General features: G+C 70.2%; 18 protein-coding genes. 7 read left to right on the forward strand and 11 right to left on the reverse strand.

The genetic code is table 11. The annotated features are described in order from the left end of the window. Window positions 1–29 precede the first annotated feature (29 nt). On the forward strand, window positions 30–1,478 hold the full coding sequence (locus ACFXMV_RS00505; protein WP_378502717.1) for an aldehyde dehydrogenase: 1,449 nt from the start codon (window positions 30–32) through the stop codon (window positions 1,476–1,478). Between the two features lie 132 nt (window positions 1,479–1,610). On the opposite strand, the gene ACFXMV_RS00510 is transcribed toward ACFXMV_RS00505, so the two are convergent. Continuing rightward, on the reverse strand, window positions 1,611–2,123 hold the full coding sequence (locus tag ACFXMV_RS00510; RefSeq protein WP_378502716.1) for a hypothetical protein: 513 nt from the start codon (window positions 2,121–2,123) through the stop codon (window positions 1,611–1,613). A 195-nt stretch (window positions 2,124–2,318) separates the two neighbouring features. On the opposite strand from ACFXMV_RS00510, the gene ACFXMV_RS00515 reads away from it, so the two are divergent. Continuing rightward, the gene (locus ACFXMV_RS00515; protein WP_378502753.1) at window positions 2,319–3,230 is read left to right on the forward strand and encodes a cation diffusion facilitator family transporter; all 912 of its coding nucleotides are present in this window, start codon (window positions 2,319–2,321) and stop codon (window positions 3,228–3,230) included. A gap of 122 nt (window positions 3,231–3,352) precedes the next feature. On the opposite strand, the gene ACFXMV_RS00520 is transcribed toward ACFXMV_RS00515, so the two are convergent. From ACFXMV_RS00520 to ACFXMV_RS00540, 5 genes are all read right to left on the reverse strand, one after another. Continuing rightward, window positions 3,353–5,182 (reverse strand): phosphoenolpyruvate carboxykinase (GTP), encoded by a 1,830-nt coding sequence (locus tag ACFXMV_RS00520; protein ID WP_378502229.1) that lies wholly within the window; start codon window positions 5,180–5,182, stop codon window positions 3,353–3,355. 418 nt (window positions 5,183–5,600) lie between these two features. Further along, window positions 5,601–6,317 (reverse strand): hypothetical protein, encoded by a 717-nt coding sequence (locus tag ACFXMV_RS00525; RefSeq protein WP_378501204.1) that lies wholly within the window; start codon window positions 6,315–6,317, stop codon window positions 5,601–5,603. A gap of 229 nt (window positions 6,318–6,546) precedes the next feature. Further along, window positions 6,547–6,846: a DUF6802 family protein gene (locus ACFXMV_RS00530; protein WP_378501205.1), complete on the reverse strand. Its 300-nt coding sequence runs from the start codon at window positions 6,844–6,846 to the stop codon at window positions 6,547–6,549. A 33-nt stretch (window positions 6,847–6,879) separates the two neighbouring features. Further along, window positions 6,880–8,346, reverse strand: coding sequence for a hypothetical protein (locus ACFXMV_RS00535; RefSeq protein ID WP_378501206.1), 1,467 nt, complete (start codon window positions 8,344–8,346; stop codon window positions 6,880–6,882). Next, a complete protein-coding gene (locus tag ACFXMV_RS00540; RefSeq protein WP_378501207.1) occupies window positions 8,343–9,107 on the reverse strand; it encodes a GTPase domain-containing protein in 765 nt (254 codons plus the stop codon). The genes ACFXMV_RS00535 and ACFXMV_RS00540 overlap by 4 nt, the downstream gene beginning before the upstream one ends. Window positions 9,108–9,352: 245 nt before the next feature. On the opposite strand from ACFXMV_RS00540, the gene trmB reads away from it, so the two are divergent. The 3 genes from trmB to ACFXMV_RS00555 are packed head-to-tail and all read left to right on the forward strand — an operon-like array spanning window position 9,353 to window position 13,439. After that, window positions 9,353–10,114, forward strand: coding sequence for a tRNA (guanosine(46)-N7)-methyltransferase TrmB (gene trmB / locus ACFXMV_RS00545; protein ID WP_378501208.1), 762 nt, complete (start codon window positions 9,353–9,355; stop codon window positions 10,112–10,114). Continuing rightward, window positions 10,111–10,830 carry an NYN domain-containing protein gene (locus ACFXMV_RS00550; RefSeq protein ID WP_378501209.1) on the forward strand — a complete coding sequence of 240 codons (720 nt, stop codon included), beginning with the start codon at window positions 10,111–10,113 and terminating at the stop codon, window positions 10,828–10,830. Before trmB ends, ACFXMV_RS00550 begins: the two co-directional genes overlap by 4 nt. Continuing rightward, window positions 10,830–13,439, forward strand: a complete 2,610-nt coding sequence (locus ACFXMV_RS00555) for an MMPL family transporter (RefSeq protein WP_378502715.1) — start codon at window positions 10,830–10,832, stop codon at window positions 13,437–13,439. Before ACFXMV_RS00550 ends, ACFXMV_RS00555 begins: the two co-directional genes overlap by 1 nt. 24 nt (window positions 13,440–13,463) lie before the next feature. Here ACFXMV_RS00555 and ACFXMV_RS00560 read toward each other — a convergent pair whose 3' ends face one another. From ACFXMV_RS00560 to ACFXMV_RS00580, 5 genes are all read right to left on the reverse strand, one after another. Next, window positions 13,464–15,386 (reverse strand): DUF2339 domain-containing protein, encoded by a 1,923-nt coding sequence (locus ACFXMV_RS00560; RefSeq protein ID WP_378500036.1) that lies wholly within the window; start codon window positions 15,384–15,386, stop codon window positions 13,464–13,466. A gap of 87 nt (window positions 15,387–15,473) precedes the next feature. Further along, window positions 15,474–16,133 (reverse strand): DUF1707 domain-containing protein, encoded by a 660-nt coding sequence (locus ACFXMV_RS00565; protein ID WP_378500037.1) that lies wholly within the window; start codon window positions 16,131–16,133, stop codon window positions 15,474–15,476. A gap of 80 nt (window positions 16,134–16,213) precedes the next feature. After that, entirely contained in the window at window positions 16,214–16,864 is a 651-nt protein-coding gene (locus ACFXMV_RS00570; RefSeq protein WP_378500040.1) for a response regulator, read from the reverse strand. A 5-nt stretch (window positions 16,865–16,869) separates the two neighbouring features. Continuing rightward, on the reverse strand, window positions 16,870–18,033 hold the full coding sequence (gene macS / locus ACFXMV_RS00575) for a MacS family sensor histidine kinase (RefSeq protein WP_378500038.1): 1,164 nt from the start codon (window positions 18,031–18,033) through the stop codon (window positions 16,870–16,872). Continuing rightward, on the reverse strand, window positions 18,030–19,190 hold the full coding sequence (locus tag ACFXMV_RS00580) for an AI-2E family transporter (RefSeq protein WP_378500039.1): 1,161 nt from the start codon (window positions 19,188–19,190) through the stop codon (window positions 18,030–18,032). The genes macS and ACFXMV_RS00580 overlap by 4 nt, the downstream gene beginning before the upstream one ends. A gap of 192 nt (window positions 19,191–19,382) precedes the next feature. Here ACFXMV_RS00580 and ACFXMV_RS00585 point away from each other — a divergent pair, with 192 nt between their 5' ends. Together ACFXMV_RS00585 and ACFXMV_RS00590 are read left to right on the forward strand one after the other, a co-directional pair. After that, window positions 19,383–20,837: an adenylate/guanylate cyclase domain-containing protein gene (locus ACFXMV_RS00585; protein ID WP_378502752.1), complete on the forward strand. Its 1,455-nt coding sequence runs from the start codon at window positions 19,383–19,385 to the stop codon at window positions 20,835–20,837. Window positions 20,838–20,867: 30 nt separating this feature from the next. Continuing rightward, window positions 20,868–22,049 carry a YbhN family protein gene (locus ACFXMV_RS00590; RefSeq protein WP_378501783.1) on the forward strand — a complete coding sequence of 394 codons (1,182 nt, stop codon included), beginning with the start codon at window positions 20,868–20,870 and terminating at the stop codon, window positions 22,047–22,049. The last annotated feature ends 71 nt before the right edge of the window (window positions 22,050–22,120 follow it).

Raw genomic sequence — 22,120 nt, forward strand, 5'->3', positions numbered from 1 at the left:
CCGAAACCCGGACCAGCAAGGAAGATTCCATGACTGATTACGACAAGCTCTACATCGGCGGGCAGTGGGTGGCGCCCGCCACCGACGAGCGCCTCGAGGTGTTCTCGCCCGCGACCGAGGAGCGGGTGGGCAGCGTCCCGGTCGCCGCCCCGGCCGACATCGACGCCGCGATCGGCGCAGCGCGCACCGCGCTCGAGACCGGACCGTGGTCGCAGACCACCCCAGCCCAGCGCGCCGAGATCCTCGTCAAGGCAGCGAAGCTGATCGAGGAGCGTGCCGACGAGCTGTGCACGCTGATCTCGGCCGAGATGGGCGCACCCCGCGCGGGCGTCGAACTCATGCAGAAGACACCGACGCTGGCCGTACTGAACAGCTACGCGGCCCTGGCCGAGACGTTCTCCTGGGAGGAGGAGCGCACCGGACCGTTCGGCGTCTGCAAGGTCCTGCGCGAGCCAGTCGGTGTCGTCGCCGCCGTCATCGCCTGGAACGTTCCACTGTTCCTGCTGGTCAACAAGCTGGCACCCGCCATCATCTCGGGCTGCACGCTGGTGCTCAAGCCCGCGCCGGAAACCCCGATGAACGCCAACCTCGTCGCGGAGATCTTCGCCGAGGCCGGTCTGCCCGCCGGCGTGCTGTCCATCGTCCCCGGCGGCGCCGAGACCGGCGAGTACCTGGTCTCGCACCCCGGCGTCGACAAGATCACCTTCACCGGCAGCAGCGCCGTCGGCCGCAAGATCGGCGCGATCGCCGCGCAGAACCTCAAGCGTTGTTCGCTCGAGCTCGGTGGCAAGTCCGCCGCCATCCTGCTCGAGGACATGGATGTCCCGGCGACCATGCCAATGCTGGCGCTGTCGGGCCTGATGAACTCCGGGCAGGCGTGCGTCGGCCAGACCCGCATCCTGGCGCCGCGCTCGCGCTACGACGAGATCGTCGAGGCGCTGGTGCAGTTCGCCGGATTCTTCCCGATGGGCATGCCGGACGACCCGGCCGCGCAGCTCGGCCCGATCATCACCGCCAAGCAGCGCGACAAGGTCCTCGGCTACATCGAGAAGGGCAAGGAGGAGGGCGCCCGCCTGGTCCTCGGCGGCGGCGTGCCTGCCGGCCTGGAGAAGGGCTACTTCGTCGAGCCGACCATCTTCGCGGACGTCGACAACTCGATGACGATCGCGCGCGAGGAGATCTTCGGTCCCGTCCTCAGCGTCATCGCGTACGACAGCCTCGACGAGGCCATCAAGATCGCCAACGACTCGGACTACGGTCTCGCCGGTTCGGTGTACACCACCGACATCGACAAGGGCCTCGAGGTCGCCAAGCAGATCCGTACCGGCACCTTCGGAATCAACTGGTACGCCTTCGATCCGGGTTCCCCGTTCGGCGGCTACAAGAACTCCGGCATCGGCCGCGAGAACGGCCCCGAGGGCCTGGACGAGTACTGCGAGCTCAAGTCGGTGCTGATGCCCCCCGGCTACGGCGCCTGAGTCTCCGACGCGAACGCGCGCCGCACCCCGAGCGGGGGTGCGGCGCGCGTTCTGTCGTTTCGGGAAGAGTTACCCCCGCTTTCCGGGGCTGATCCTGCCGAAGTCGAATGTTCAGCCGAGCGCCGGCTGAAGCTAGCTGCCGAACGACAGGGCGGAACTGCCGTCGGAGCTGCCGCCGGGGATGAGTCCGACCTGCATGACCTGGGGCTCGTCGATGACGGGGTGCATCAGGTCGAGCAGGGCCACGCAACCGCCGACGACGCCGTACAGCCCGGTCGGGATGTCCGGGGTGGTGGTCTTCACGGTCTGGCCGGGCAGCGCGGCAAACAGCGTCGCCGGGTTCGCCACGCTCGGGTACACCACCACGTCCGGGTCGAGAAGCTTGGTCGGATCGTCGATCACCGCGGGAACGTCCTTCGCGTTGATCACGAACGCCTGGCACCCGGACAGGGTCCAGACCGGGTTCGGATTGGTCACGGCCATGGTGATGCTGTTGCCCGACGACGAGGCCTTGACCACGGGCGGCAGGATCGCCGCCGCGGACGCCGTGGCCGGCATCGCCATCGTGACGGTGGCGACGCTGGCCACGGCAATCGCTGCGCCGCCGGCGAGGCGCTTGAGACCGCCCCGAGTTACTGCCTGCATATTCGACCCTCTCAGCTACAAATGTGTTCATGTGAACATTGACAATCCGAAAGGGTAAGGCGTCGGCCAGTTCTCGCGCGGACGATCCGCGGAATGGTTTAACAACTCACACGGACCGGGCGTCGAACCGCCTATCCTTCGGGAGTGAGACAACCCGCCTCCGGCCCGAAGCAGTCGAACGCCGACGACGAGAGCATGCTCACCGTGGTGCTCGCCTTCGGCGCGAATCTTGCGATAGCCGTGGCGAAGTCGTTCGCGGCCGCGCTGACCGGGTCGGCGTCGATGGTCGCCGAGGCGACCCACTCCTGGGCAGACACCGGCAACGAGGTGCTGCTGCTGATCGCCAACCGGCGGTCCCGGCACCCGGCCGACACCGCGCACCCGCTCGGATTCGGCCGCGAGGCCTACATCTGGTCGATGTTCGCGGCGCTCGGACTTTTCGCCCTCGGCGCAGGCGTCTCCATCACACACGGCATCCAGGAGCTGCTGGACCCCGATCCTGCCGGCGACTTCGGGGTGGCCTACGCGGTGCTGGGGATCTCGTTCGTGCTGGAGGCGATCTCCTTCCGGCAGGCCTACCGGCAGCTGAGCTCGGAGGCCGCCGACGCCGACCGGGACCTGCTCGAGCACGCGCTCAAGACCTCCGACCCGACGGTCCGCGCCGTGTTCGCGGAGGACGCGGCCGCGCTGATCGGGCTGGTGATCGCGTTCGCGGGTGTGCTCGCGCACCAGCTGACCGGGTCCCCGATCCCGGACGCGATCGGCTCCATCGCGGTCGGCGTGCTGCTCGGCGTGATCGCGTTGATCCTCATCGACCGCAACCGGCGATTCCTGGTCGGCGAGGAGGCGTCCCCGCAGTTGCGCCGCGCCGGACTCGACACGCTCCTGGAGCTGCCCGAGGTGACCCGGGTGACGCTGCTCCGGATGGAGTACCTGGGGCCGCGTCAGGTGTATCTGGTCGCGGGCGTCGACCTCGTCGGCGATCTCGCCGAGCACACGGTCGCCGGGATCCTGCGCGAGCTGGAGCGAAGACTCGAGGCGCACCCGCACATCGTCAGGGCCATTCTCACGCTGTCGAACGCGGACGAACCGAGCCTGCAGGCCTGACGTCCGCGACCCGGCCGCCCACGTGACCGCCCCCCTGAACGACCCCTGAACGACCCAATGTCACATTGGTTCACTCCAGGTGAACCAATGTGACATTGGGGAGGTACGGAAGCGGTGTGGAACTAGCCCAGGCGCTGCTTGAGCGACTCGAACTCGTCGCGGATGCCGGACGGCACCTTCTCGCCGAGGAACTCGAACCACTCCTCGATGAGCGGGATCTCCTGCTTCCACTCGTCGACGTCGACGGCCAGCGCCTCGTCGACATCCGCGGCCTCGACGTCGAGCCCGGTCAGCTCGAGGTCGGCCGCGGTCGGCACGTAGCCGATCGGGGTGGTCTGCGCGCCCGCCTTGTGCGCGATGCGGTCGATGATCCACTTGAGCACGCGGGAGTTCTCGCCGAACCCGGGCCACAGGAACCGGCCGTCGTCGCCGCGGCGGAACCAGTTCACGTAGAAGATCTTGGGCAGCTTCGCCGAGTCGGCGTTCTTGCCAAGGGTGATCCAGTGGTTCAGGTAGTCGCCGGCGTTGTAGCCGATGAACGGGATCATGGCCATCGGGTCGCGGCGGACGGTGCCAACGGCGCCCTCGGCGGCCGCGGTCTGCTCGGACGACAGCGTCGCGCCGAGGAAGGTGCCGTGCTGCCAGTCGAAGGACTCGCTGACCAGCGGGACGGTCGTCTTGCGACGGCCGCCGAACAGGATCGCCGAGATCGGCACGCCCTGCGGGTCGTCCCACTCGGGGGCCAGGATCGGGCACTGCGACATCGGGGTGCAGTAGCGCGAGTTCGGGTGGGCGGCCTTCTCACCGGACTCGGGCGTCCAGTCGTTGCCCTTCCAGTCGATGAGGTGCTCGGGCGTGTTCTCGAGACCCTCCCACCACACGTCGCCGTCGTCGGTCAGGCCGACGTTGGTGTACAGGGTGTTGCCTGCCTCGACCGTCTTCATGGCGTTCGGGTTGGAGCCGTGGTTGGTACCAGGCGCGACGCCGAAGAAACCGAACTCCGGGTTGACGGCGTACAGGCGGCCGTCCTCACCGAAGCGCATCCACGCGATGTCGTCGCCGAGGGTCTCGGCGCGCCAGCCGGGGATGGTCGGCTGGATCATCGCGAGGTTGGTCTTGCCACACGCGGACGGGAAGGCCGCCGCGACGTAGTAGGCCTTGTCCTCCGGCGAGATCAGCTTGAGGATCAGCATGTGCTCGGCCAGCCAGCCCTCGTCGTGGGCCATGGCCGACGCGATGCGCAGCGAGTAGCACTTCTTGCCCAGGAGCGCGTTGCCGCCGTAGCCGGAACCGAAGCTCCAGATCTCACGGTCCTCGGGGAAGTGGGTGATGTACTTGGTGTCGCTGCAGGGCCACGGCACGTCGGCCTGGCCCTCGGCGAGCGGCGCGCCCACGGAGTGCAGCGCCTTCACGAACGGCTTGTCGGAGCCCAGCTTGTCGAGCGCCGCCTGGCCCATCCGGGTCATGATGCGCATCGAGACGACGACGTACTCGGAGTCGGTGATCTCGACGCCCAGCTTCGGGTCGTCGGCACCGAGGGGGCCCATGCAGAACGGCACCACGTACATGGTGCGTCCGCGCATGCTGCCGCGGTACAGCTCGGTCATCAGCGACCGCATCTCGGCCGGGTCCATCCAGTTGTTGGTGGGGCCTGCGTCGATCTCTTCGCGCGAGCAGATGTAGGTCCGCGACTCGACGCGCGCCACATCGGAGGGATCCGAGTTGCCGAGGAAGGAGTTCGGCTTCTTGTCGGCGTTGAGCCGCGTGAAGGTGCCCGCCTCGACCAGCTTGTCGGTGAGCCGCTCCCACTCCTCGTCGGAGCCGTCGGCAAACACGACGCGGTCGGGCTGGGTGAGCTCGGCAACCTCTTGCACCCAGGCGAGCAGCTCGCTGTGCGAGGTGGGTGCGGTGCCGTCAGTTCCGTTCAGACCGGGAATGGTCGCTGAGGTCATCAAACTCTCCTGGGTGTGCCGGAACCGTTCACCACCTGCGCGAATGCGTCTGGTGGTATAGCCGGTTTTCCCCTCTCGGCGGGGCGCATCCCGCTGCTCCATCGACGCATGCGTGCAGACGCAGGCGGCGAACGGAGGACACGGGCGCCGGGTGTCCTGCTACGAGGTTAACTCCGAGGGTCCGGGCATAGGGAATCGGGTCTTGTCCGATCAGTCACAAGACCGATTCAGTGATCTCATGCGGGGCATTCTGACCGGAGGGTGGAAGGTGCGCGTCCGGGCCCCAGGGGCGTCCGGACGCAGGCGAACACCCCCGAAGGCGACCTTCAGGACGAGCGTTCGTCCTGAAGGGAGGGGATCCCCGACGGTCCCCCTCCCGTCGCCTCCGGAGGTGTTCGTGACTAGCTGTGCTACCGGATCAGCTGGCGCTCTTGATCGCCTTGGCGATGGTGTCGCCGAGGACGTCGCTGATGGAGCCGGTGGAGCTGAGCTGGCCCTCGTCGGAGCCCAGGCCGCCGATGTCCAGGCTGCCGGTGACGGCCTCGCCCGGGTTCGCGATGCGGCCCGTGAAGCAGGTGGTCAGGCCGGGCAGGTTCTCCCCGATGCCGACGGTGCCGTTGGTGTGGATGCCGCCGCTGACGACCTGGCCGCCGACCGGGACGTCGTTCGGGACCTTGTAGGTGAACTCCACCGTGACCGGGTTGCTGGCGTTGATGAACCATCCGGTGTTGGTGATCTTGTAGCCACCGTCGCCGTTCGGCACAGGGGTGACATCGTCGGTGTGCTGGCCACCCGCGATGAGGGTGTACGCGGAGACCTGCGCCTTGACCGGCGCGGCGAACCCGGCAGGCGGGTAGTCGATGAAGGTGTTGAGGTACGGGTTACCGATGCCGGTGGTACCGATGACGGACTTGTAGGTGATCTCGGTGCCGCCGGACGCCTGGGCGGCCGAGACGGTCTTGTCGTAGTTGTGGGTGATACCCACGGTGCTGATGTCCTTCTTGCTGGCGTGGGCCGTCTGGTTGCAGTCGGCGGCGCTGGCGACGCCTGCACCGAGGCCGACGGTGAGGCCAGTCGCGACGAGGGCAGCGGAGGCGGCCACGGCCGCGGCGCGGCGCATCGGGGTGTTGGACATGAAGATCTCCATTCGATCATTTACAGGGCCGTACCGCGTTCTGCCGACCTGTTGCGGCCCGCGGGCGCCAGATTGTCAAGAGGTGAGCGATGTCATCGCACCGTGACCTTTATACGGACAAGCGTCCAACCTCACAGGCGAACGCAGAAATTCGTGCGACCGCTCCGGAACCTGCACGATCGGATGACACCGGAGGGCGTGGTCCCGCCCTTCCCCGAGCCGCGAAGCCCTACAGGCTGCCGTGGTCGGTGCGAGCCCATCGGACCGCACCGTCGGCCCCACGGTGGGCCTGCCAGGACTCGTATCCGCCATCGCGCTCGACGGCGGTGACATGGTCGGCGAAACCGTCTTCGTCGAGGTCAGAGGCGACATACACAGCCCCGCCAGCCGAGTAGGTGCGGGTGTCGAGGATCCCGTCACCGTCGAGGTCCGCGGTCGGAGCGTGCAGCTCCATCTCCCCGGCGTCGGGACCCATCGGATGCTGGGCGGGACCGAGCGTGCCGAGCAGCAGCATGTCGTCGTGCATCATCACCGCGGCTCCTTCCATTAGGTGGACTGGTCGCTAGGTGGTTGGACGCAGCGGCGGCGCAGACGGTTCCATCTTTACCGAACAGTGATCATTCGCGTGCGCCTCGAGCACGGCCAGATCACGCTCGCAGGAGGCAAGCTTTCCCGCCCTGCTGCCCGCGCGCTCCCGTAGCTGCCGGTCCAGCGCGGCCAGCCGGTCCTCGGACTCGAGCATTCGCTGCCGGTGCCGCGCCAGGACCGCCTCGGCGGTCCGGGCTTCGGTGTCGACCAGGCGGCCCAGCACCCGCTGCTCGAGCGCCGACCGCACGGTCGCGAGCGTCTCGACCGTCCACTGTCGAAGGTGGGCGCGATCGGCGAGATGCCCGCGGGCCCGGGTCAGCCACCATGCGGCGGCGCCGCCGAGCAGCAGCGTGACCGGGATGCTGGCCAGGTCGAGCGCGGGCATCGTCGACAGCGGTGCCATCACCATCCGGCCGAGGCCAAGCCCCGCCGATGCGCCGAACACGATCATCATCCGGTCCTCGATCCCGCGGTGCCGGGGCGACGGCGGCTCGATCGACGGCGCCGCGGTGGTTCGGTGCTCGTCGGGCAGCGCCGCACCCAGCACCTGCGCACTGATCTCGGCCAGGCGGGCGTCGGCCGCCGCGTCCACCCTGGAGGTGAGTGCCGCGACCGCGTCCCGCAGCTGCGGCGGATACGCGGCAAGCGCGGCCCGATCGGCGCGATCGATGGCCGCCCTGGCCGCGGCGGACTCGGACCGCACCTGGTCGCTCACCTCGTGCACCAGGTCCACCCGGGCCAGCGCGGTGAGCCTGCGAAGCGCCGCGGCCCGATCCGAGCGCCACCCGTCCCGGTCCGCGACGAGCGCGGCCCGCTCGGCCCGCAGCGTCGCGGTGTCATCGCCCGCACGCAGTGATTCGGCGGTCACCCTGACCATGTCCCGGGTCTGTTCGGCCGCGTCCGCGGCCCGCTGCCGTAGCCGCGCCTGCCGCTGCGGGACGACCGCGTGCGACGCGACCAGGGCCGACCTCAGCTCGTCGATGCCGCGACCGTCTGGCGCGGCGACCGGATGGATCGTGGCGCCCGCGAACCGGGGCGCGTGCTCGGCGAGCAGCTCGGCGTTCCGCCGCGCGACCGCCACCCAGCCGTCGTGCGCGTCGATCTTGGTGAGCGCGAACACCACCGTGTGCGCGAACTCCGCTCCGCCTCGCAACAGTTCGAGTTCCTCGCGGCCGAGCGGCGCGGCGGCGTCCAGCACCATCAGCAGCACGCCCGCCGAGGGGTCGGGCGTCTCGGTGAAGCGGAGCGCGGCGGTGTCGGACTCCGCCGATAGCGCGACGGTCAGGTCGCCTCGACCACTGCCGGACGCGCCGAGGACCACCACCGTCGCGACGCCGCCACGGTCCGCGGCGGTCGGCGCGGGGCGTTCCAGCCCGGCGAGCGCGGCGGGATTCCACCGGCGCAGGACGGCGGCCAATTCCGGCGACACCTGGTCGTTCACCGGAGTTCCCCGCGAGCCCACTCCCGGACCGCCCTCCGGTGCAGCGCCAGCGCGCCCCTGGTGCTGCGCGCGTCGAAGCCGCCGTTCATCCGCCCCCGCTGCGCCCTCGCCCGTTGCAGCGCGAGACCTGGGACGTCGCGCTGCTGATCCGGCAGCGCCGCGACCGTCAGCGCCTCGTCGCCTGCCAGGTATTCCTCGACCGCGTCGCGAACCCGCGCGGTGCCCGTCATCGCCCGCAGCTCGGCCAACAGCGCGGCGGACCGCCGTGCCCGGACGGCGGCGAGCCGCTCGGCCACCTCGATCCGCAGCTCGTCCACGCCCTCGCCAGATCGCGCACCCACCGGCAGGCAGGGCACCCCCAGGATCTCCGCTGCGCGTTCGGCCGCGACGGCGCGGTCGGCGACGGTGTCCGCCTTGTTCAGCACCACCAGCACCCGATCCCCCGCGACGCGCACCACGTCTTGATCGGCACGGCGCGGCGGGTCACACACGACGAGCACGATCAGCTCCCCGGTCAGCGCGGGATCCTCGGCGCCCGGCACGTCCAAGGCCGCGGTCTCGACCGGCTCGCCGCCAGCGATCGGGCCGAGGGCGACGATCACCGCGGACCTGCCGACGCCCGCGCGCCCGGTCACCTCGACCCGCACCGGCGCGCGATACCGCTCCACGGCCCGGGTCACCCGCGCCCCGGCCGCCGGATCCGCCTCCGTCGCCGATCGCCGCAGCCCGTCCAACGTCGCACCGAATTTCACAGACGCCATCGCGTCACCCCCAGAGAAGAAGAACGCGCCCACCCCCGGGCGCGCACCGAATGATCGCAGCAATCGTGGTCCGGCGCGCCGCGAGGCCCGGAAATCCGACCGTCCGGAAGCCGAAACAGCAGGTCGAGACTGGCTCAAGGGCGCACGCCGCGGCGATGCGACCGGCGCCCGACCACCGCCAAGGTGGCGCTCCTCTGAGAAAGTCTCAACTTTAACTTCAGACCCACCTGCCACAACCCTCCGTCATGCGTGACAATGGTCGGGTGAATGACGCAAAATCCCGGGTGGCAGGGGCCGCCGAACAGGGTTCCCGCCTGTACCCCCGGGTGACCAGTTTCCGCTCGCGCCGCGGCGCCCTGACCGACCCTCAGCAGCAGACCTGGGACCGGCTCTGGCCCAAGATCGGCGCCGACGTCTCCGACGCCCCGCTGGACGTCGCCGGGTGGTTCGACCGCGAGGCGCCGACCATCGTGGAGATCGGCAGCGGCACCGGCACCGCGACCGCCGCGATGGCCAAGGCGGAGCCGCACGCGAACCTGATCGCGATCGAGGTGTACCGACCGGGCCTCGCCCAGCTGCTGCAGGCGATCGAGCGGGATTCCATCCCCAACATCCGGGTGCTGCGCGGCGACGCCGTCGACGTGCTCGAGAACATGCTGGGACCGGAGTCGCTGACCGGGGTCCGGGTGTTCTTCCCCGACCCGTGGCCCAAGGCCCGCCACCACAAGCGCAGGCTGCTGCAGGCGCCGACGTTCAAGCTGATCGCGGACCGGCTGATGCCCGGCGGCGTGCTGCACGTCGCCACCGACCACGCCGACTACGCCGAGTGGATCGCCGAGGCCGGAAATGCCGAACCGCTGCTGACGCCGCTCGACTGGGATGATCTCGCGCAGGGCCCGGCCGATTCGCCGATGACCCACGAACGTCCGGTCACCAAGTTCGAGAACAAGGCACAGCAGGTTGGCCGACCCATCACGGAGCTGATCTGGGGAAAGGTTCAGGCATGAGCGTGAGCGAACGGCTACCGGACACGGCACCGGCAGAGGCGGTGGGCGCAAGCTCACCCGCGGAGGAGTCGCGTGACGTGCGACTCCAGAAGCGGGTGCTGCTGGTGTGGGACGCGCCGAACCTGGACATGGGGCTCGGCGCGATCCTCGGCGGCAGGCCCACCGCCGCCTACCGGCCACGATTCGACGCGCTCGGCCGCTGGCTCCTGGGTCGCACCGCCGAGCTGTCCGGCACCAGCGCGGTACGCCTCGAACCGGAGGCGACGGTGTTCACCAACATCGCCTCCGGCAGTGCCGACGTTGTCCGCCCGTGGGTCGAAGCCTTGCGTAATGTGGGTTTCGCGGTGTTCGCCAAGCCGAAGATCGATGAGGACAGCGATGTCGACGCCGACATGCTCGACCACATCGCCCTTCGCGCTCGGGACGGCGGGTTGGCCGGCATCATGGTCGCCTCCGCCGACGGTCAGGCTTTTCGCGAACCGTTGGAGGACATCGCCGCAACCGGTGTTCCGGTGCAGGTTCTGGGCTTCCGCGAGCACGCGAGCTGGGCGGTCGCCTCGGAGATCCTCGAGTTCGTAGACCTCGAGGACATCCCCGGGGTGTTCCGTGAGCCGTTGCCGCGGGTGAGCCTGGATTCCCTGCCCGACGAGGGTGCCTGGTTGCAGCCGTTCAGACCGCTGTCGGCCCTGCTCATCGGGCGTCAAGGAGTTCAATAGTGTTCGCCACCTGGGGACGACTGGTCTACCGCCTCCGCTTCGCCGTGATCGGAGCGATGGTTGGGCTGATGCTCGCCCTCGGTGCGTACGGTCTCGGATTCGCGGACCACCTCAGCCAGAGCGGCTGGGACGACCCCGGCTCGGAGTCGGTGGCCGCCGCGAAGCTGGCCGACGGCACCTTCGGCCGCGACACCATGGCCGACGTGATCCCGCTGTACACGGCGCCCGAGGGCAAGACCGTCGACGACCCGGCGTTCGCCGCGAAGATCACCAGGAGCCTCGAGGACCTGGCGGCGAACAACCCGGACGAGATCCTCAAGGTCAACGCCAGCTACTGGTCGACCAAGCTCGCCGCGATGGCAGACGAGACCAAGCAGCACGCGTTCGCCAGCGTCGCCATCAAGGGCGACAACGACACCGAGGTCGCGGCCAACTTCAAGGCGGTCCGCGACCAGTTCTACATCGACGGCGTCGACGTCCAACTCACCGGCCTGCAGCCGGTCACCGGCACGCTCAACGACACCATGGCCAACGACGTGAAGCGCATGGAGGTCCTGGCCATCCCGGCCGTCGGCGTGCTGCTGTTCTTCATCTTCGGCGGCATCGTCGCGGCGGCGCTGCCGCTGATCGTCGGTGGCCTGACCATCATCGCCGCGAACGGCGTCGTCAAGCTGATCACCCAGTTCACCGAGGTCAACTCGTTCGTGGCGCCGGTGGTGTCGCTGATCGGCCTCGGCCTGGCGATCGACTACGGCCTGTTCATGGTGAGCCGGTTCCGCGAGGAGATCGCCGAGGGCTACAGCACCGCTGACGCCGTGCGCCGCACCGTGATGACGGCGGGCCGCACGGTGATCTTCTCGGCGACCATGATCGTCGCCAGCCTCGGCGGCCTGCTGATCTTCCCGCAGGGCTTCCTCAAGTCGGTCGCCTACGGCGCGATCGCGGCCGTCATCCTGGCCGCGCTGATCTCGGTCACCGTGCTGCCCGCCATCCTCGCGATCCTCGGCCGACGGGTGGACGCGCTCGGCCTGAAGTCGATGCGGAAGACCAAGACCACCGAGGAGATCGAGAACAGCTTCTGGGGCCGGCTGACGCAGTGGGTGATGAAGCACCCGCTCAAGGTGACCATCCCCATCGTGGTCGGCCTGCTGCTCCTCACCATCCCGATCTCGAACATCCAGTTCGGTGGCATCAACGAGACCTACCTGCCGCCGGACAACCCCACCCGTGTCGCACAGGAACAGTTCGACGAACTGTTCCCCAGCTACCGCACCGAGCCGGTCAAGCTGGTGATCGAGGGCGCGCAGGGCGCGCAGATCACCCAGATCGTCCGGGAGGCGAGCGGGGCGCCCGGCCTGGTCGAGAAGTTCACGATCAGCAACCCGACCAAGGAAGGCGTGACGGTCTTCAAGGCCGGCCTGGTCGACCGCAACGACTCGGACGCCACCATCGACTACCTGCGGGCGATCGACGTGCCCGACGGGGTCACGATGCTGGTCGGCGGCACCCCCGCCATCGAATTCGACTCCATCGCAGCGCTGCTCGACAACCTGCCGCTGATGGTCACCCTGGTGGTGCTGCTGACCACGCTGCTGATGTTCCTGGCGTTCGGGTCGCTGGTGCTGCCGATCAAGGCAGTGCTGATGACCGCGCTCGGGCTCGGCGCCACCCTCGGCATCCTGACGTGGATCTTCATCGACGGCAACGGTGCCGGACTGCTCAACTTCACGCCGGGACCGATCATGTCGCCGGTGCTGGTGTTGATCATGGCGATCATCTACGGCCTGTCCACCGACTACGAGGTGTTCCTGCTGTCGCGGATGGTGGAGGCACGCGCGCAGGGCGCCAGCACCACCGAGTCCGTCCGGGTCGGCACCGCGCACACCGGACGCATCATCTCCGCGGCGGCGCTGATCCTGATCGTGGTCACCGGCGCGTTCGCGTTCTCCGAGCTGGTGATGATGAAGTACATCGCCTACGGCATGATCGCCGCGCTCGTCATCGACGCCACCCTGATCCGCATGTTCCTCGTGCCCGCGACGATGAAGCTGCTCGGCGACGACTGCTGGTGGGCGCCCGCGTGGATGAAGCGCATCCAGGAGAAGCTGGGCCTGGGCGAGCCGATCCTCGCGGACGAGCGGATGCCGTCCGACGTCCCGGTGATCGCGACGCCCCCGATGCCCGTTCCGGTCGAGCCGCGACCCGCCAATCCGGCGCCGCTGACCAGGGCCGCGGTCGAGCGGGTCCTGCCGCCGCGCACCTCGGCAGGCACCGCGGTCGCCGAGCCCGCGGCGCCTCCGTCGGAACCGATGACGGTACCGATCCCCCGGGCGCATCCGCCCGCCGTCGATCCGGAGCGGGCCCCGCGTCGGGCGCCTGCCCCGCGACCGGCGGAGCGCGGTCCGGCCCAGGCGGAACGGGATGCCCGCCCGATCGAGAGCTGGCTGGCCGACCTGAGGGTGCCGCGGCAGGCGCAGGCAGCCGCGCCTGCGACCAACGGCGTGGACGAGTCGGCGAACCCGGCCGACGACCAGGGCAGGCACCGGCACTCGGCCGGCTCGCCGACCGTGAGCGTCAGCGAGCTGCTCGCCCGCCAGCAGGAGGACTGACGGGCGAGGCCCCGCGTGGCACGCTCAGGCCTGGACCCGACCGCGCTGCGCGCCTTCGGCGAACGCCCGGGCGTATCGGGTGCCTGCCGCGAGCAGCAACAGCCCCACCCCGATGAACGCCAGCACACGGAACAGCCCATCCAGCGTTGCCAGGTCGAACAGGACCAGCTTGGCAAGCGCGGCGCAGGTCAGGGTCAGGCCCGCGCCGAGCGCGAGATGCGCCCGCTGCGGGTTCGCCAGGCCCCACCGCAGCGACGCCGTCGCGAGCACCATCGCGCCAAGGGTTGCCGCGCAGTGCCCGGCGATGAATCCCGGGTCGGCGCCCAGCGCCGCAACGCCCGCGGTCACGACGGCCGCGGTGCCCGCGTAGAGGGCGACCACCCCGGCCGCGACCCAGGCGGCGTCGGCCCGCCTACCGCCCAACAGCCCCAGCGAATACCCCTGCCCGACAACGAGAACCATCAGCGCAACCAGCATCGATCCGGATGCGATGACGGCCAGCGAGGAGACCGCGTCGGCCTGGTTCGTCAGCGCCTCCGGCGGCGCGGCGTCGAGGAACAGCAGCCCGCCGATCAATCCGAAGGCGAGCCCCGCGACGTAGGCGATCCGGGAGCGAACCTGGCAGGCGACCGCGACCAGCCCGAGCGCCGCCGCCAGCAGCACCACCGGCAGCGAATCCCTCGGGCTGGCGCTGACACTCGCCTGCAGCACCGCCAGCGCCGCGACCGCCGACGTGGCGATCCGGGTGTGTCCGGGCAGCGGGCGCACCACCGCCACCAGGAGGAGCAGCCCGGCGGCGAGCCCGCACTGCAGCGCCACCTCGGTCCAGCGGCCCGCGACGCCGCCCGAGAACAGTAGGGGCAGCGTCGACAGTGCGAGCATCACCGTCGCGGTGACGTCAGCAGCGTTACGCCGCACCAGCACCACCGCCGATCCGACACCGAACGCGGCAACCACCACCGCCAGCGCGAGCAGCGCCGCGGCGGCCGGGCGGTACGCGCCTGCCCACAGCGAGGCCCCGGCCCAGCCGGCGTCGGCGAGCGCGATCAGCATCCCGAGCACCGCCGGAATCGTCCGTGCCGCATGCAGATACGGCCAGTCCCGGCCGAGCTGGGGCGGGAAGGCGGCGATCTGCAGGAGCACCAGGAACACGAGCAGCGTGACGGTGAGGCCGTCGGCCAGTGCCGGGGACAGGACCGCCACCGCGACCACGGTCAGCGCGGCCAGCGGTTGTGATTGCCAGCGCGTCGCCAGGGTCATCCCGCCCGCCGCGATCCCGAAGGCGATCGCGAGGCCGAGCGCGGGCGGTAGCCAGCCGTAGTACGACGTCGCGGCGACCACGTCCAGGTAGCCACCCGCGACGCCGGTGCCCGCCAGGGCGATGCCGCCGACCCGTCCCCCTGGACGGCCGAACACCCGGATGCCTGCCCCTACCAGGGCCGCGGCGAACACGGCGCCGAAGACCACCCGGGCGACCGGGCCGAAGAATCCGGCCTGCGCGGCAAGCACCAGCAGCATCACAACGCCGATCAGGGTCACCGCCGCACCCGCGACGGCGAGCACGCGGCTGACCATGCCGTCGCGCTGCCACCACGGCTCGCGGGGCTCCCGGCTCGGGGCCTGCGGTCGAATCGGCGGCCACGCGCCGGGTTGCGGGTAGGCCTGCGGAAAGGCCGGGGGCGCAGGCTGAGTCGGCGGCATCGGCTGCGGGACCGGGGGCTGCTGCAGGTACACCGGCGGCTGGGGGACCGGCGGCTGCGGAACCGGCGGCGCCGCGAATGCCTGCTGCGCGGGCGCCTGGCCCTCGAGCTGCGCCCTGAGCCGCGTCAGATCCTCGGCGACCTCGCGCATGTGTAGCCCGAGCGCGCTGAACTCGCCGGACAGCCACGCGACCAACCGCGGATCGATCTGGGGGCTTGCGACAGAACTACCTTCGAGATTGACCATGCACCAACAATCGGCGCGCGGGCCGCCGATGACATGAGTAGTCCTACCCGATCGGCATGGGTGTTTTGTGCGGGACGGTCCGCGGGATCAGCTCAGCATCCGCTTCCAGGTGGTGCCGAAGGGGTGCTTGGCGGTCAACGAGCCGAACCGCACGCTGCCCCGCACCACCAGGTGCAGCGGACCGATCGGCGGGCCGGTGCGCACCTTGTTGGTGGCGCTGCCCGCGACCGTCTCGACGCCGTTGAGGTCGACGGTCGCCTCCGGCGGGACGATGAGGGCGATGGAGCTGAAGTAGTCCGTCACGACGACCTCCACGACCTGGCTGGTCATGATCGCCTCGGTGAAGTCCAGGGTGACGTCGGACATCTTGGTGTCCAGGTGCAGCGTCGGCGGCACCTGCCACGGCCCCCTGCGGGTCAACGACGACATCCGCCCGCGCAGCACGCTGCCCGGATGGCCGACCGCCACCTGGGGCGCCGGGGGCGTGGCGAACTGCGGCTGTGGCTGCACGTACGGCGCCTGCTGCGGGTAGGGCGCGGCCTGCGGCGCGTGCTCCCCGACCAGCTGTATCCCGGGCAGGTCGACCAGCACCGCGTTCAGCTCGCCCCTGGTCTTCGCCGCGAGGGCGGTGTCCATGCGTTCGGTGAACTCGCCGAGCGAGAGCATCCCCTGGCCGACCGCACGCTGGAGCAACTGCCCGACGTGCTCGCGTTCCGCATCGGACACCCGCAGATTCCTCGCATCCATGCCGACCAGGATATGCGCCCCGACTGTGCGCGCGTCTTACCCCGACTGGGGTGAGACGCGCGCACGGGCGGCGCAGCCGCTCATTCCAGCCCGCGTTCGATGGCGTAGCGGGTCAGCTCGACGCGGTTCGCCAGCTGGAGCTTGCGGAGCGTGGCCTGGACGTGGTTCTCGACGGTCCGGTGACTGAGCGTGAGCCGGGTGGCGATCTGCTTGGCGCTCAGCCCCTTTGCGACCAGCCGCAGCACCTCGGTCTCGCGGTCGGTCAGCCGCGGCATCTCGGGGGCCCGCTCATCGGCGGGTCCGGTCGCGATCCGCCGATACTCGCCGAGCACCAGCCCGGCCAGCCCGGGGGTGAACACCGCCTGGCCCGCGGCGGTGGCCCGCACGGCGTCCACCAGCTCGGCGGCCGACGCGCTCTTGACCAGGTAGCCGGTTGCCCCCGCCTTGATCGCCTCGAGCACGTCCTCACGCTCCGCCGACGCCGACAGCACCAGCACCGTCGAGTCCGGCGAGGCGGCCAGCACCGCGGCCGTGGCCTGCGCCCCGTTGCCGTCGGGCAGCTGCATGTCCATCAGCACCACCGCGGGCCGCGCCGCCGCGGCCCGCGTGCGCGCCGCCTGCACGCCGTCCGCCGTGGCCACCACCGCGAAACCGGCCGCCTCGAGGTCGCGGGCCACCCCGTCCCGCCACATCGGGTGGTCGTCGACCACCATCACCGTCAGCGGCTCCATCACGCTCACCCCTTCCCCGGTGCCTGCTTGCGCACCCGGATCTCCCATTCGACGCCCTCCCCCGGCGCACTTTCGAGCGTCGCGGTGCCGCCGAGGTCCGCGACCCGGCCGAGGATCGAACGGGACACCCCCATTCTCCCCTCCGCCTCGGCCTCGGAGAGCCGGCCGGGGGCGAGCCCGGCACCGTCGTCGCGCACGGAGACGATCACCTCGTCGCCGATGTCCTCCAGCAGCACATAGGCTTTCGCGGCCGCCCCCGCGTGCAGCGCGACATTCGACAGCGCCGTCCGGACCACGGCCGCGACCTCCCCCGCCCGTTCCCGCGCCATCGGCACCGGGACGGCAGGCGCCGACACCGACACCGTGGTGCTCGCCTCAGCGCGCAGCAGCGGTCGCAGGTCCACGTCGCCGCCGCCGTGGACCGGCGTCGCCTGCTCCGAGATCAGCTCCCGCAGCGCCACCTCCTGCTCACCCGCCAGCGTCGCCAATTCCAGTGTCGGACCGCCTATCTCGGTGCCACGGCGGCGGACGTACGCGAGCACCTGAAGCACCCCGTCGTGCACCTCGCGGCCGAGCCGCTCCCGTTCCTCCGCGGCGGCTGTCAGGTGCGCGGCCCGCTCGAGTTGCGCGTGCGAGCGCCGCGCGGTGTTCGCGGCCAGCCCCAGCGCGAGCCCCACCGAGATCAGTACGGGCGCGGTGGCGTCCCGCCACAGGTCGAGATCGACCTGGCCCCGGACCACCGCGCTGACCACCGAGATCGTCGCGCCTGAGGCCACCCCGAGCAGCGGACCGCCCAGGATCGCCGCGGAGATCACCGCGTTCGTGGCCCAGAGCGTGGTCGGCAGCGTCTGATGGGTGGAGTACCAGTCCTGATCGGACACCAGCCGGGTGGAGGCCATCAGCGCGACGACCACCACCTGATCGATGGCCACCAGGTACGGCCGCGCCGCCGCGTTCCGGGACAGCCCGAGCGCGGCGAGTCCGGTCCAGACCGCCATCAACGCCACGACGGCCCAGCTCAGCGTCGGCCGCGTGTAGTTCGCCACCGACGCGACCTGATAGCTGACCGCGTACACCAGGGTGGCCAACCGGAACACCTGAGCGGCCCGCCACAGCGGCTCGGTGGCCCGTGCGTCTTTCCGGTCCACCCGCGGGCCACCAGCACTCACGGCGCCTCGTCGGGCGTCGCCGGAAACAGCGGCACCCTCGGGTCCGCGACCTCGACCTCGTCCGGCACCTCCTCCGGGTCGGAGGCCAGCAGCGACCGGACCGCGGTGTTGAGCACCGCCACGATCGGCACCGCGAGCAGGCCGCCGACGATCCCGGCGAGCACGATGCCGGTGGTGATCGCCAACACCACCGCCAGCGGGTGCAGCCGGACCGCGCGCCCGAGCAGCAGCGGCTGCAGCACGTGGCCCTCGAGCTGCATGATCCCGATGATGATGCCGAGGGTGATCAGGGCGGTGATCAGTCCCTTTGTGACCAGCGCGACGAGCACTGCGACGAACCCGGTCAGGAAGGCACCGACGATCGGGATGAACGCGCCGACGAAGACAAGCGAGGCCAGCGGCAGCGCCAGCGGCACCCCGAGGATCGCCAGCCCGACCCCGATGCCGACCGCGTCGGCCGCCGCGACCGCGACGGTGGCCCGGACGTACCCGACGAGGGAGCCGAAACCCTGGCTGCCCGCCAGCCGGACCCGCTCCCGCGATGCCGCGGGGATCACCCGGGTGACGAACTCCCAGATCTGGTTGCCGCCGTACAGGAAGAAGATGACGGTGAACAGCGTCAGCGCGGCGCCGGTGAACAGCTCCCCGATCACCTTGCCGGTGGTGAGCGCGCCGCTGGTCAGCGCCTCCTTGTTGTCCTGAATCGACTTGACCACCGAGTCGCCGGCCTGCCGAATCTGGTCCTCGGAGAAGTGGAACGGACCGGCGGTCATCCACTCCTGCATCTGATTGATGGAGTGGGTGAACTGTGCCGTCAGCTCCGGCAGGCCCGCGATGAACTGCTCGACGACGAAGGTCATGATCCCGGCGACCGCGCCGATCGCGACGACGAGCACCACCACCACGGCCGCCGACCGCGGCACCCCCTTGCGCTGCATCCAGTCCACCAGCGGCGAGAGCAACGCGGCGGCCAACAGCGCCAGTCCGACGGGGATGAGCACCGTGTCCAGCCTGCTGATCAGGTAGCCGAGGGTGACCAGTCCGGCGAACAGGACGAGCAGTCGCCACGTCCATTCGGCACCGACCCGGACCAGCGGATGCACTGCCCGGGCGTCGCCGACCTGCGGGAGAGCCGATCGCGGCTCGTTCGCGCTCACCTCGGCGAGCCTATCGGCCGACCGGGCGTTTCGCGGGAGGCGGAGATCGGCGCGGCCGAGCCCGTGAGGCCTGGATCACGCCGCGACCCCATCGTGCGCTCGACAACGGCGATACACGACTAAGTTGGTCCCGTGCTGGCATCCTCCTATCGAGCGGTCGCGCTGACCATGCGTAGCCGCTGGCCGCTCTACATGGGTTCGATGATCCTGGCCAACTTCTTCGGCGCGATCCTCGTGCTGGCCTTCATCCGGTACGGCCTGCCGATCTCCGAATCGGACGCCATCCTCGACGACCGGGTGCGCAACGCCGTCGTCTTCGGCATCTACCTGTTCCTCGCCGGGATCGTCAGCCTCGGTGCGGCGGCGATGATGCTCCGGTCGGTGATCCGCTGGCAGCTGCGCGGCGGGCCGCCGACCCGCAGCGAGCAGATGGCCGCGCTGCACGCCCCGCTCCGCCAGGCGATCGTGCACCTGGTCCTGTGGATCGTCGGCGGCATCCTGTTCGTTTTCCTCACCGTCTCCGACATGCCCGAGCTCGCGGTCGCGGTCGTGGTGACCGTGTGCATGGCGGCGACCACGACCTTCGGGTTCACCTACATGCTCGGCGAGCGGATCCTGCGGCCGGTGGCGGCGCAGGCGCTGAGCGAGGGGCAGTTCGACCGCCTCCTCGCGCCCGGCGTCGGACCACGGATGGCGATGACCTGGGGCCTGGGCACCCTGATGCCGGTGATCGGCATCATCCTGCTCTGCGCGACCCAGCTGAGCACGGACCTGCAGTTCTCCACGAACTCGCTGGCCATCGCGATCCTGCTGCTCTGCGGAATGACGATCACCACCGCGTTCACGCTCTCGATGCTCACCGCCAGCCAGATCTCCGACCCGATCCGGCAGCTCCGCCGGGCCATCGAACGGGTGCAGCGTGGCGCCACCGACGTCCAGGTCGAGGTGTTCGACGGCAGCGAAATCGGTCGCCTGCAGGTCGGGTTCAACCGGATGATGAAGGACGCGGACGAGCGCAGGCTGCTGCGCGAACTGTTCGGCCAGCACGTCGGCGAGGACGTGGCGCGTCGGGCCCTGCAGTTCGGAACGGAACTGGGCGGCGAGACCCGCTTCGTGGCCGTGCTGTTCGTGGACATGGTCGGCTCGACGGGCGCGGCGGCCGAACAGCCGCCCGGCGAGGTGGTCAGCCTGCTCAACGAGTTCTTCCGCGTCGTCGTCGACGTGGTCGACCAGCACCACGGATTCGTCAACAAGTTCATGGGCGACGCCGCGCTGGCCATCTTCGGTGCGCCGCTGGACCGGCCGGACGCGCCGTCCGCGGCGCTGGCCGCGGCCAGGGAGCTGCGTTTCGCGCTCAACGACATCACCGGACTCGACATCGGAATCGGCGTCTCGGCCGGTCTCGCGGTGGCCGGGAACATCGGCGCCGCTGAGCGTTTCGAATACACCGTGATCGGCGACCCGGTGAACGAGGCGTCCCGGCTGACCGAGCTGGCCAAGCTGCGGCCGAGCCGGGTGCTCGCCTCGACCAGCGCCCTGTACTTCGCCGACGACGAGGAACAGGCCGAATGGGAGCTCGGCGATCAGGTCCAGCTGCGGGGCCGCAACCGGGTCACCCACCTCGCCTGGCCCGTCCAGTATCCCTAGGTGCGCGACGCGCATGGTTACGCTGGGCAGGTGGTAACGCCGCAGCCCGACCGGAGCGAGGTCGTCCCCCACAGGCCGGAGGGGGCCACACCCGACCGTCCACGCGGGCGGTTCTGGTGGGTCAAATGGGTCGCCGGGGTGCTGCTCGTCGCCCTGCTCGTCGGCGAGGGCGTGTACCTGTGGCCGCGGCTGCACGAATCGTGGACCGCGCTCTCCGAGATCCACTGGGGCTGGCTGGCCGCCTGCATCGTGGCGCAGGCCGTGTCGCTCAGCGGCTACGGACGCGTCCAGAAACAGCTGCTCCGGGCAGGCGGGGTGTCCGTCGGCCAGGGCAAGTCGGTCTCGGTGGTCTACGCCTCCACCGCGATGGCCGTCACGTTGCCCGCTGGGCAGGTCTTCTCGACCGCCTTCACCTACCGGGAGACGCGGCGCTGGGGGGCCAGCCCCGTGGTCGCGTCCTGGCAGCTGGCGATCTCCGGGGTGATCGCCGGCGTCGGGCTGGCCCTGATCGGCGTCTGCGGTGCGCTGCTGGTCGGCGGCTCGGTCAGCCCCTTCACCCTCACCTTCTCGGTCGCGGGCCTGATCGCCCTGATCTTCGCCGTCCGCTACGTCACGGCGCACCCGAACTCGATCGAGGCGGTCGTCCGCTGGGTACTCGTCCGGGTCAACGCGATGCGCCGCAAGCCGGCCGACACCGGAATGGCCGCGGTGCGGGAGATGCTCGAGCAGCTGGATTCGGTCCAGCTGGGCAAGCGGGACGGCGCGATCGCCCTCGGCTGGTCCGCGGTGCATCGCGTCGGGGACCTCGCCTGCCTCGCCGCGGCCTGCTACGCGATCGGCGCCGACCCCGCGCTGTCCGGTCTGCTGATCGCGTTCGCGGCGGGCAAGGCCGTGGCCACCATCCCGCTCGCACCGGGTGGCCTGGTGTTCGTCGACGCGACCCTGATCGCCACCCTCACCACCGCCGCCAGCATCAGCGCCTCGCAGGCCGTCGCGGCCGCCTTCGTGTATCGCGGCGTGAGTTTCATCCTGGTGGCGATCGCCGGCTGGATCGTCTTCCTCTTCCTGTTCCGTAGGCATCAGCACGAGGATCTGGAGTTCGACGTCGAGCTCGAACGACGCGAGCAGAAGGCGCTGCACGAGCCCCCTGTCGTCGAGGGCCCGGTCATCGACCTCCACAAAATCGACCCCGCACACCGGAAAAAGGGCTGATAGGGCTTCGATCGAGCGCACTGATGCAGCGGGGGTGCCCCTTGCCCGAATCGGGCAATTGCCGCCTCCGC

The sequence above is a fragment of the Rhodococcus sp. NPDC059179 genome (genome assembly GCF_042754885.1).
Taxonomy (GTDB): Bacteria; Actinomycetota; Actinomycetes; order Mycobacteriales; family Mycobacteriaceae; genus Rhodococcus_G.

What these genes read in the sequence shown, in the direction of transcription:
- ACFXMV_RS00505 (WP_378502717.1), top strand. Translation starts at nt 30, where the DNA reads ATGACTGATTACGACAAGCTCTACATCGGCGGGCAGTGGGTGGCGCCC.
- ACFXMV_RS00510 (WP_378502716.1), bottom strand. Translation starts at nt 2,123, where the DNA reads ATGCAGGCAGTAACTCGGGGCGGTCTCAAGCGCCTCGCCGGCGGCGCA.
- ACFXMV_RS00515 (WP_378502753.1), top strand. Translation starts at nt 2,319, where the DNA reads ATGCTCACCGTGGTGCTCGCCTTCGGCGCGAATCTTGCGATAGCCGTG.
- ACFXMV_RS00520 (WP_378502229.1), bottom strand. Translation starts at nt 5,182, where the DNA reads ATGACCTCAGCGACCATTCCCGGTCTGAACGGAACTGACGGCACCGCA.
- ACFXMV_RS00525 (WP_378501204.1), bottom strand. Translation starts at nt 6,317, where the DNA reads ATGTCCAACACCCCGATGCGCCGCGCCGCGGCCGTGGCCGCCTCCGCT.
- ACFXMV_RS00530 (WP_378501205.1), bottom strand. Translation starts at nt 6,846, where the DNA reads ATGATGCACGACGACATGCTGCTGCTCGGCACGCTCGGTCCCGCCCAG.
- ACFXMV_RS00540 (WP_378501207.1), bottom strand. Translation starts at nt 9,107, where the DNA reads ATGGCGTCTGTGAAATTCGGTGCGACGTTGGACGGGCTGCGGCGATCG.
- trmB (WP_378501208.1), top strand. Translation starts at nt 9,353, where the DNA reads ATGCGTGACAATGGTCGGGTGAATGACGCAAAATCCCGGGTGGCAGGG.
- ACFXMV_RS00550 (WP_378501209.1), top strand. Translation starts at nt 10,111, where the DNA reads ATGAGCGTGAGCGAACGGCTACCGGACACGGCACCGGCAGAGGCGGTG.
- ACFXMV_RS00560 (WP_378500036.1), bottom strand. Translation starts at nt 15,386, where the DNA reads ATGGTCAATCTCGAAGGTAGTTCTGTCGCAAGCCCCCAGATCGATCCG.
- ACFXMV_RS00565 (WP_378500037.1), bottom strand. Translation starts at nt 16,133, where the DNA reads ATGGATGCGAGGAATCTGCGGGTGTCCGATGCGGAACGCGAGCACGTC.
- ACFXMV_RS00570 (WP_378500040.1), bottom strand. Translation starts at nt 16,864, where the DNA reads ATGGAGCCGCTGACGGTGATGGTGGTCGACGACCACCCGATGTGGCGG.
- ACFXMV_RS00585 (WP_378502752.1), top strand. Translation starts at nt 19,383, where the DNA reads ATGGGTTCGATGATCCTGGCCAACTTCTTCGGCGCGATCCTCGTGCTG.